11 protein-coding genes are annotated in these 9,405 nt (G+C 69.3%); 5 read left to right on the top strand and 6 right to left on the bottom strand.

Annotation, left to right across the window (positions count from 1 at the left end; all coding sequences use genetic code 11):
• Window positions 1-391: UvrD-helicase domain-containing protein (locus ASJ79_RS11615; protein WP_156448385.1), on the bottom strand; the 391-nt coding region annotated here is incomplete at its 3' end.
• A 78-nt stretch (window positions 392-469) separates the two neighbouring features.
• Between ASJ79_RS11615 and ASJ79_RS11610 the strand changes: the two genes are divergently transcribed.
• Window positions 470-1,252 (top strand): alpha/beta fold hydrolase, encoded by a 783-nt coding sequence (locus ASJ79_RS11610; protein WP_067955258.1) that lies wholly within the window; start codon window positions 470-472, stop codon window positions 1,250-1,252.
• A 2-nt stretch (window positions 1,253-1,254) separates the two neighbouring features.
• A complete protein-coding gene (locus ASJ79_RS11605) occupies window positions 1,255-1,551 on the top strand; it encodes an MGMT family protein (protein WP_067955256.1) in 297 nt (98 codons plus the stop codon).
• A gap of 7 nt (window positions 1,552-1,558) precedes the next feature.
• On the opposite strand, the gene ASJ79_RS11600 is transcribed toward ASJ79_RS11605, so the two are convergent.
• The 3 genes from ASJ79_RS11600 to ASJ79_RS11590 all read right to left on the bottom strand — a co-directional run bounded on the left by ASJ79_RS11600 (window position 1,559) and on the right by ASJ79_RS11590 (window position 4,765).
• Window positions 1,559-2,413, bottom strand: coding sequence for a TIGR02569 family protein (locus ASJ79_RS11600; protein ID WP_067955262.1), 855 nt, complete (start codon window positions 2,411-2,413; stop codon window positions 1,559-1,561).
• Between the two features lie 36 nt (window positions 2,414-2,449).
• Window positions 2,450-3,628, bottom strand: coding sequence for an adenylyltransferase/sulfurtransferase MoeZ (moeZ, locus tag ASJ79_RS11595; protein ID WP_067955254.1), 1,179 nt, complete (start codon window positions 3,626-3,628; stop codon window positions 2,450-2,452).
• Window positions 3,629-3,724: 96 nt separating this feature from the next.
• Window positions 3,725-4,765, bottom strand: coding sequence for a DUF3152 domain-containing protein (locus ASJ79_RS11590; RefSeq protein WP_067955261.1), 1,041 nt, complete (start codon window positions 4,763-4,765; stop codon window positions 3,725-3,727).
• A gap of 206 nt (window positions 4,766-4,971) precedes the next feature.
• On the opposite strand from ASJ79_RS11590, the gene ASJ79_RS11585 reads away from it, so the two are divergent.
• Window positions 4,972-5,646 carry a TetR/AcrR family transcriptional regulator gene (locus tag ASJ79_RS11585; RefSeq protein ID WP_067955251.1) on the top strand — a complete coding sequence of 225 codons (675 nt, stop codon included), beginning with the start codon at window positions 4,972-4,974 and terminating at the stop codon, window positions 5,644-5,646.
• A gap of 50 nt (window positions 5,647-5,696) precedes the next feature.
• Here the strand turns inward: ASJ79_RS11585 and ASJ79_RS11580 are convergent, their stop codons facing one another.
• A complete protein-coding gene (locus ASJ79_RS11580) occupies window positions 5,697-5,945 on the bottom strand; it encodes a DUF3107 domain-containing protein (RefSeq protein WP_067955249.1) in 249 nt (82 codons plus the stop codon).
• Between the two features lie 236 nt (window positions 5,946-6,181).
• On the opposite strand from ASJ79_RS11580, the gene ASJ79_RS11575 reads away from it, so the two are divergent.
• Window positions 6,182-6,967 (top strand): hypothetical protein, encoded by a 786-nt coding sequence (locus tag ASJ79_RS11575; protein ID WP_067955247.1) that lies wholly within the window; start codon window positions 6,182-6,184, stop codon window positions 6,965-6,967.
• 85 nt (window positions 6,968-7,052) lie between these two features.
• Here ASJ79_RS11575 and ASJ79_RS11570 read toward each other — a convergent pair whose 3' ends face one another.
• Window positions 7,053-7,766 carry a ferritin-like fold-containing protein gene (locus ASJ79_RS11570; protein WP_067955245.1) on the bottom strand — a complete coding sequence of 238 codons (714 nt, stop codon included), beginning with the start codon at window positions 7,764-7,766 and terminating at the stop codon, window positions 7,053-7,055.
• Between the two features lie 264 nt (window positions 7,767-8,030).
• Between ASJ79_RS11570 and ASJ79_RS11565 the strand changes: the two genes are divergently transcribed.
• The coding region (locus tag ASJ79_RS11565; protein ID WP_067955242.1) for a DEAD/DEAH box helicase at window positions 8,031-9,405 on the top strand (1,375 nt) is incomplete at its 3' end.

Below are 9,405 nucleotides of genomic sequence, written 5' to 3'. Positions count from 1 at the left end.
CCGGCCGCGACCCGGAATCGGTTCTGCTGCTTACTGGTTCGGCGCTGGTGATCAGCCGCGGCGGCGGGCTTCCGTTGCGTTGGGCGGCCAGCCGCAACACCGCGAACGCGTACGAGTGCACCGTGCGCACCAGCGGCTCACGCACGACGCTGCGCCGCCCCGCGCCCAGCAGCGCGCGGGTGACGGCAGCCCTGGCCTGGGCGCTCAACCGCGCCGAACCAGTCAGCAGCAGAACCGATTCCGGGTCGCGGCCGGCCTCGATGTGGGCCGCCGCGGTGTCGACCAGCAGGGTGCTCTTGCCGGTGCCGGGCCCGCCCAGCACCCGGACGGTGCCGCGCATGTCCGGTCGGCGGAGGGCCTCGGCGGTGAGTTCGGTGTGCGGCGCGGACATGCACGCATCAGATCACGGGGGTACGACAACTCCGCTCCGATGGACCTTGGGCCCGTCGACCTGGCAGCATCTGCACGTGTGACCGATCTGTTGTGCACCTACCGCTTCGGACCGTCCGGCCCCGCCCGGGTGCTGGCGATCCACGGATTGACCGGGCACGGCAAGCGCTGGGAGAGCTTGTTCACCCGGCACCTGCCCGACGTCCCGGCGATCGCGCCGGACCTGCTGGGCCACGGTCGTTCGTCGTGGGACGCCCCGTGGACGATCGAGGCCAACGTGGCGGCGCTGGCCGCACTGCTGGACACCGAGGCCGGCAGGCCGGTGGTGGTCGTCGGTCATTCCTTCGGCGGCGCGATCGCGCTGAACCTCGCCGCGCTGCGACCCGACCTGGTCGAGAGCCTGGTGCTGTTGGATCCGGCGGTGGCCCTGGACGGACGGTGGATGCGTGAGGTCGCCGAGGACATGTACAACTCCCCCGACTACACCAGCCGTGAGGAGGCCCGCGACGAGAAGGTCGGCGGGTCCTGGGGCGAGGTCGCCGAGGACGAACTCGAACGCGAACTCGACGAACACCTCGTCGACCAGGCCGACGGCCGGGTCGGCTGGCGCATCAGCATCCCGGCGATGCTGTGTTACTGGAGCGAGCTGACACGCGCGGTGCCGGTGCCCCGGGACGGCACCCCGACCACGCTGGTGCGTGCGCGGCACACCGATCCGCCGTACGCCGGTGACGAGCTGATCGCCACCCTCGATGCCGGCCTCGGTTCTGATTTCGTTCTGCTGGAATGGGATTGCGACCACATGGTGCCGCTGGCCAAGCCCGCCGAGACCGCCGCGCTCATCCGCGACCGCCTGCGCTGAACATGGCGGCGGTCACCGAGGAGCAGGTCGAGACGGTGCGCGGGCTGGTCGCGGCCATACCGCCGGGCTCGGTCGCGACCTACGGTGACATCGCCGACGCCGCAGGTCTTTCCAGCCCGCGGATCGTGGGATGGATCATGCGCACCGACTCGTCGGATCTGCCGTGGCACCGCGTGATCCCGGCGTCGGGCAGACCGGCCGCTCACCTGGCCACCCGTCAGCTGGGACGGCTGCGCGCCGAAGGGGTGCTGGCCGTCGACGGCCGGGTGCCGCTGCGGGAGTACCGGCACGCGTTCTGACCGCGGGTCAGAGCGCCAGCCGCACCAACGCCGCGGTGCGGGCCAGGCCGGGGAACGCCGCGGCCGTCGAGCGCGGATGCAACGCGTGCACCGCCAACCGGAACATCAACGCGCGCAACAGCATCTGCGGCCACTCCGGCAGCGCCGCCCACCGCTCGATCAACGCGTCGTCGGCTTCCCCCCAGGCCAGCGCGTCCACCACGACCACACCGGCGGCCCAGGCCGGGGGCCGCCAGTACGGGGTGATGTCGGTGATACCGGGAGCTGCCGTGCCCGCGAAAAGCACTGTGCCGTACAGGTCTCCGTGCACCAGCTGGCTGGGACTCTTCGTCGGGCGGCGCAGCGTCGCGAGCTGGTTGATCAGCTCGATGGACTTCTGCCCGTCGGTCGTGGCCGGCGCCACCCGCGCCCCCGGCGGCAGCGAGTGCAGCGGCCGTTCCTCCCACGCCGCCCGGTCGGCCGCGATGAAGACGTCGACGTCTCCCCACGGGGCGACCGGCGGTTGGGTCAGGAACCTGGGCCGTTCGAGCTTGGCGGTGGCCTCGTGCAGCCGCACCGCGGCGGAGACCACCTCGTCGTGGCGCGGCTCGGGCGTCCCGGCGACGTAGGTGTCGGCGCGCCAGCCGGCGACCACGTATCGTCCGTCGGTCGAACGCACCGGCCGCGCGAGGCGCACCCCGTCGACGAACAGCGTCTCGCGGACCTTCGCCGACCAGGCGGCCCGCGCGTGGTCGGCGACCATCGACAGCACCACCTCGCCGCAGCGCCAGCCGCCCTCCCAGCTGGATCCGAGCGGCGCCGGCTGCACTCCGGACAGCCCGAAAGCTGTGAGTACGTGCTGTGGCGGTCGCTCGGCGGTCACCGCCACAGCCTAATTGCCGCGACCGCCAACCCCGCGTTAGTACATGACCATGTCGGGTTCGAGTTGCTTGCCCCAGGCCACGATCCCGCCCTGCACGTGCAGCGCGTCGGAGAATCCGGCCTTTTTGACGATGGCCAGCACCTCGGCCGAGCGCACCCCGGTCTTGCAGTAGAACACCGGGGTCCGGTCCACCTTGAGCTTCGACAGCGCCTCACCGGTCTCGAAGGCGCCCTTGGGAATCAGCTCCGCGCCCTGGATGTGGTTGATGTCCCACTCCACCGGTTCGCGGACGTCGATGAGCGACAGCGGCTTACCGGAATCCATCAGCTCGCGGAGCTCGCGCGGGGTGATCGTCGACTCGGCGGCCGCTTCGGCGGCGGCGTCGGACACCACACCGCAGAACTCCTCGTAGTCGATGAGCTCGGTGATCTTCGGCGTCGACGGATCCTTGCGGATCTTGATGGTGCGGTAGGTCATGTCGAGCGCGTCGTAGACCATCAGCCGGCCCAGCAGCGGTTCCCCGATGCCGGTGATCAGCTTGATCGCCTCGGTGCCCATCACCGACGCGATCGACGAGCACAGGATGCCCAGCACGCCGCCCTCGGCACACGACGGCACCATCCCCGGTGGCGGCGGTTCGGGATAGAGGTCACGGTAGTTCAGGCCCAGGCCGTCCGGCGCGTCCTCCCAGAAGACCGACACCTGCCCTTCGAAGCGGTAGATCGAGCCCCACACATACGGCTTGCCGGCCAGCACGGCGGCGTCGTTGACCAGATACCGGGTGGCGAAGTTGTCGGTGCCGTCGAGGATCAGGTCGTACTGCGCGAACAGGTCGACGGCGTTGTCGGGTTCCAGCCGGAACTCGTGCAGGTTGACCGTGACGAGCGGATTGATCTCGGCGATGGAGTCTTTGGCGCTCTGCGCCTTGGACCGGCCGATGTCGGACACGCCGTGGATGATCTGGCGCTGCAGATTGGATTCGTCGACGACGTCGAACTCGACGATGCCGATCGTGCCGACACCGGCGGCGGCCAGGTACAGCAGGGTGGGTGAACCCAGCCCGCCGGCGCCGATGACCAGCACACGGGCGTTCTTCAGCCGTTTCTGCCCGTCCAGGCCGAGGTCGGGAATGATGAGGTGCCGGCTGTAGCGTGCAACCTCTTCACGGGTGAGTTCAGCCGCTGGCTCGACCAGCGGCGGCAACGGTGTCGACACCGGGAAATCTCCTTGGTTTGGCTGTAAGACCCATCTCAGCAGGTACGGCTTTCAACAGCAACGAGGGCCCGTCGCTTCCCGGCCGCTCACGAAGTGCTAGGCGATCGGGTACGGCCAGGGGTTGAAGCGGCACGTCAGCCCGTCGGGGGTGACGGTGCCGGGGTCGAACCTGGCGGCGTCGGTGTTGTTGGTGGAGAACGTCTGCTGCATCATGATCGGCGCCAGCTCACCGTTGGCGGGGCACTGTTCGTGACGCTGGTAGCCGATGGCGTGGCCGACCTCGTGGTTGATCAGATACTGCCGGTAGGAGCCGATGTCGCCCTGGAACGGCACCGCGCCGCGCACCCATCTGGCCTCGTTGATGAAGACCCGCGGCTGGCCTTCGAACGCCGGGTTGTAGCAGGACGCTTCGAGCTGGATGTCGTAGCCGCAGCCGTCGCGGATCGTCATCGGCGAGGTCAGCGACACCCGGAAGTCGGGCACGACACCGGAGGCCGCGTCCACGCGGGTGAACGCGAACTGCGGGTTGTGGGTCCAGCTCTTGGGGTTGGCCAGGGTTTCGCTGACCATGCGGGCGAAGCCGTCGTCACCGCCGAACGTGGTGGTGTCGAGACCGTCCTCGACCTCGACGGTGTAGGTGAAGACCTTCGTGGTGCCCTGACCGACCTGCGGGGCGGCACCCGGCACGACGTGCCAGGTGCGGGCGCCGGCCTCGGTGAACGGTCCGCCCTCGGGCAGGATCCCGGTCGGCAGGCTGGCGTCGAACTGGGTCAGGCCCTTGGGCGGGGCACCGACGATGGAGGTGCTCGGCACACCGATCGTCGGCGGCCCCTGCACGGGCCCTTCGTCGTCGACCGGCTGCGGCGCGCTGGTGCCGGTGATCGTCTGGTAGACGACGACCGCGGTGAGCACCACCAGCAGCGGCAACGCGTAGGCCCGCCACCCGTACGTGGAGACGAAACGGCCTATCCAGGTCTGCTTACGCCAGCGCTTGTGCTCGTCCCGGTTGGACCGGACCCGGCCGGGCTGTTCGGCCAGCGGGTCGCGCTGCGCGCGCAGCGGCTCTCGCCACTGGTCACGATGTACCGGAACACGGCCGCCCCCGCGGCGCTCTGGACCCCGTTGCCCTCCACGCATGCGGGAGTCGTAGGTCACCGGAACAGGATGACACAGCTCAGAGGACTTGCGGCTCTGGCACGCCACCGAAGTCTCCGCAAACGCCGGGCGCCCCACGCGAACGGTGGGACACCCTGTCCTCACACGTATGGTCGCCCAACGGTAGTAGTGTCAGTGCGAGCGAATTCCAGACGCCGGTCGCGCCGGCTGTAGAACTCGAGGTTCTGATGAGTGAACTGGCCAAGACGGCGCAGCGACGAGGGGGTCAGCCGGCTAACGGCAGCGCCCCTTCCGGCGCGGCCCGACGTGGCAACCGCCTGCCGCGCGACGAGCGTCGCGGCCAGTTGTTGATCGCCGCCAGCGAGGTGTTCGTCGACCGTGGCTATCACGCAGCGGGGATGGACGAGATCGCCGACCGGGCCGGTGTCAGCAAACCCGTCCTCTATCAGCACTTCTCGTCGAAGGTGGAGCTCTACCTGGCGGTGCTGCAACGCCATGTGGACAATCTGGTCTCCGGCGTGCGCCAGGCGTTGCGCACCACCACCGACAACCGGCAGCGGGTACGGGCCGCCGTGCAGGCCTTCTTCGACTTCATCGAGCACGACGGCCAGGGCTACCGGCTGATCTTCGAGAACGACTACGTGACCGAGCCGCAGGTCGCCGCGCAGGTCAAGGTCGCCACCGAAGCGTGCACCGACGCGGTGTTCGACCTCATCAGTCACGATTCCGGGCTGGAGCCGCACCGCGCCCGGATGATCGCCGTCGGGCTGGTCAGCATCAGCGTCGACTCGGCACGCTACTGGCTCAACAACGACCGCCCGATCGCCAAGGACGACGCCGTGGAGGGCACGGTTCAGTTCATCTGGGGCGGGCTCTCCCACGTGCCGCTGACGCGGTCCTGACCCGGTTTCGCGCCGGAACCGCATCCGGGATGCGGGTCCGGCGCGAAGCGTCAGCTCTTGGAGACCTCCGCGCCGACGACGCCGAACCCGACCCGCCGCGAATCCGCGGCGCCGATCTCGACGTACGCGACGCGGGCGGACTGCACGAGGAACCGGCGACCCTTCTCATCGGTGAGACTGAGGACGCTCGGCTCGCCGCTGAGCGCATCGGTGACCAACTTCTCCACCTCGGCCGGCGTCTGCGCGCTGGACAAAACCAACTCGCGCGGGCTGTCGGTGACACCGATCTTGACCTCCACGGTGGAAACCCTTCTGTTCGAATGCTCGTCTACTCCATGGAGGCTAATCGACGCCGGTGCGGGGCGGCGGCGCCGGGACCGGCGTACGCGGGCAGCGAAACCGTCGGGGCCATAACGCCGCAGCGACCCAACCGAGTCCCGACCGTGACCGCGGGGCAGGCGCGTCCGTCCCATCCGTCACTTCTGTCTCAGTAGCATCGGGCCCGAAATCGGAAGAGACGACTGGGACAAGCTGCATGAACAGGCCATATACCGCTACTTCACCGTATTCCCTGACGCCGACCGAGCGGATCCGAAGCCCGCGGGGCAGCGGCGGATACGGCTACGGAGACGACGATCCGGACCGCTACGGCGACCTGGACACCGATGCGCTGCCGCCGTTTCCCGGTGACTACGACGCCGAGGACTACGACGCCTATCTCGATGACGAGCGGCTCGACCGCCGGTGGATGTGGATCGCCGGGGTGGCCGGGGCGATCCTGTTCGTCGCGGTGATCACCGCGAGCATGATCCTCGGCGGCGGCGACAGCGGTTCGGTGTCGGCGACGGTCGCCTCCCCACTGCCGTCCAGCTCCGCCCCGGAACCGTCCGCCGCTCCGTCGCCGCGGATCGCCGCGCCGGCAAGCCCGTCACTGCCGGCCGAGACGGTGACCACGGTGACGCCGACCGCCGAGACCCCGGTGCCGTCGCCCGGCACGCCCGCTCCCGTGCTGCCCGCACCCCAGGCCGCCCCGCCTCCGCCGGCCCCGGCGGCGGGCACGGTCACCTACCGCGTCACCGGCAACCGTCAGCTCCTCGACCTGGTGACGGTGATCTACACCGACGAGCAGGGTGCGCTCAAGACCGACGTGAACGTCGCGCTGCCGTGGTCGAAGACGGTGGTGCTCAATCCCGGCGTGACGCTGAGCTCGGTGACCGCGACGAGCGTGTCCGGTCAACTCAACTGCGCGATCATCGACGCCAACGGGTCGCTGATCGCGGCGCAGAACAACAACTCGATCATCACCAACTGCACGCGGTGACCCCCCGCCCGCCTGCCGAAATTGCATTCCAGCAGCGAAAGTTCGAGTGACGACCTGCTGGAATGCCATTTCGGCGGGGGTCGGGTCAGGCCAGGCCGAGCTCCTGCATGCGGCTGGCATGGGTGTTCTGCAGCCGGTCGAAGAAGTCGGTCATGTGCGACAGCCCGCCGCCGGCCATCACCAGGTCGACCAGTTCGTCGTGGTCGGCGAGCACGAACTGGGCCTGGGTGATCGCCTCGCCGAGCAGCCGCCGCGACCACAGCGCGAGCCGGTGCCGCTGCCGGTCGCTGGCCGTCACCGCGGAGCGGACCTCGGCGACCACGAACTGGGAGTGGCCCGTCTCCGACAGCACGGAACGGACGACGTCGGCGACCTCGCCCGGCATCACGTCGGCGATCTCGAGGTAGAAGTCTGCGGCCAGCGCGTCGCCGACGTAGGTCTTGACCAGCGCCTCCAGCCAGGTGCTCGGGGTGGTCAGGCGGTGGTAGTTCTCCAGCGCCGACGCGTACTTCGTCATGGCCGGCACGACGTCGACCCCGCGGCGCTCCAGCGCGTCGCGCAGCACCTCGTAGTGGTTCATCTCGGCGGCCGCCATGCTCGCCATGTTGATGCGCCCACTCAGATTCGGCGCCATCCGCGCCTCCTCGGTGAGCCGGTAGAACGCCGCGACCTCACCGTAGGCGAGCAGCGCGAACAGCTCGTTGACACCGGGATGATCCGGGGTGACGCGCGAACCGGTCGATCCCTCCGGCCGGCCCGCGGGGGCGGACGCTGCGGCCGCTGACGGCGTCGAAGACATGGCCCAACTCTAGACGCCGGCCGCCACGATGCGGCTCCTGCGGGATCGACCGGCTACCATGGACGTGGTGTCGGCGCATGTGCCGACGGATCGCGTGTAGTCGAACGGCGTGGTCACGCCGGCTGTACTGGCCGCAGACACCTTGGAAATGTGCGTGCACGCGGCGGCCCGCCTCCTCAGCGCAGGGCCCGGCGAAGTTCTCTTCACAACTCGTGCGCGCGTGGAACGCATGAGGAATTTAGTGAAAGGCTTCGTTTCCCGAGCATGACACACGTAACCACCCACCCCACCCCCACCTTCGCCCAGCTCGGAGTCCGCGACGAGATCGTCCGCGCGCTCGCGGAGAACGGCATCGAACACGCCTTCGCGATCCAGGAACTGACGCTGCCGCTCGCGCTGGCCGGCGACGACCTGATCGGTCAGGCCCGCACGGGCATGGGCAAGACCTTCGCCTTCGGCGTGCCGCTGCTGCACCGCATCACCACCGACACCGAGCGCCCCCTCACCGGTGCGCCCCGCGCGCTCGTGGTGGTCCCGACGCGCGAGCTCTGCCTGCAGGTGCACGGCGACCTCGTCGCCGCGGCGAAGTACCTCAAAGCCGACGACTCCCGCAAGCTGACGGTGACCGCGATCTACGGCGGCCGCCCCTACGAACCTCAGATCGAAGCGCTGCAGAAGGGCGTCGACGTCGTCGTCGGAACCCCCGGCCGGCTGCTCGACCTGGCCCAGCAGGGCCATCTCCAGCTCGGCGGACTGTCAGTACTGGTGCTCGACGAGGCCGACGAGATGCTCGACCTGGGCTTCCTGCCCGACATCGAGCGGATCCTCAAGCAGATCCCCGCCCAGCGGCAGGCCATGCTGTTCTCGGCCACCATGCCGGACCCGATCATCACGCTGGCCCGCACCTTCATGACCCAGCCGACGCACATCCGTGCCGAGGCCCCGCATTCGGCCGCCACCCACGACACCACCGAACAGTTCGCCTACCGCGCGCACGCCCTCGACAAGGTTGAGATGGTCAGCCGCATCCTGCAGGCCGAGGGCCGCGGCGCGACGATGATCTTCACCCGCACCAAGCGGACCGCGCAGAAGGTGGCCGACGAACTCGCCGAACGCGGCTTCAAGGTCGGCGCCGTGCACGGTGACCTGGGGCAGGGCGCGCGCGAGAAGGCACTCAAGAGCTTCCGCACCGGTGAGGTCGACGTGCTGGTGGCCACCGACGTCGCCGCACGCGGCATCGACATCGACGACATCACCCACGTGATCAACTTCCAGATCCCCGAGGACGAGCAGGCCTACGTGCACCGCATCGGCCGCACCGGACGTGCCGGCAAGACCGGTATCGCCGTCACCCTGGTCGACTGGGACGAGATGCCGCGCTGGGCGATGATCGACAAGGCGCTCGGGCTGGGCACTCCGGAACCCGCGGAGACGTATTCGAGCTCGCCGCACCTGTACGAGGAGCTCAACATCCCGACCGACGCCGGCGGCTCGATCGGCAAGCCGGCGCGCACCGCGGACAAGCCCAAGCGGGAGCCGCGTGAGCGGGCCGAGAAGCCGGCCCGCACCCACTGGCAGAAAATCTTCCCCCTCATGAGCACCTTCGTCAGCGGCGGCTACAACGCCGGCATCAAGGGCG

The organism is Mycobacterium sp. NAZ190054 (assembly GCF_001545925.1).
In the GTDB taxonomy this organism is placed as follows: domain Bacteria; phylum Actinomycetota; class Actinomycetes; order Mycobacteriales; family Mycobacteriaceae; genus Mycobacterium.
This window is presented reverse-complemented; position numbering and strand designations above follow the sequence as displayed.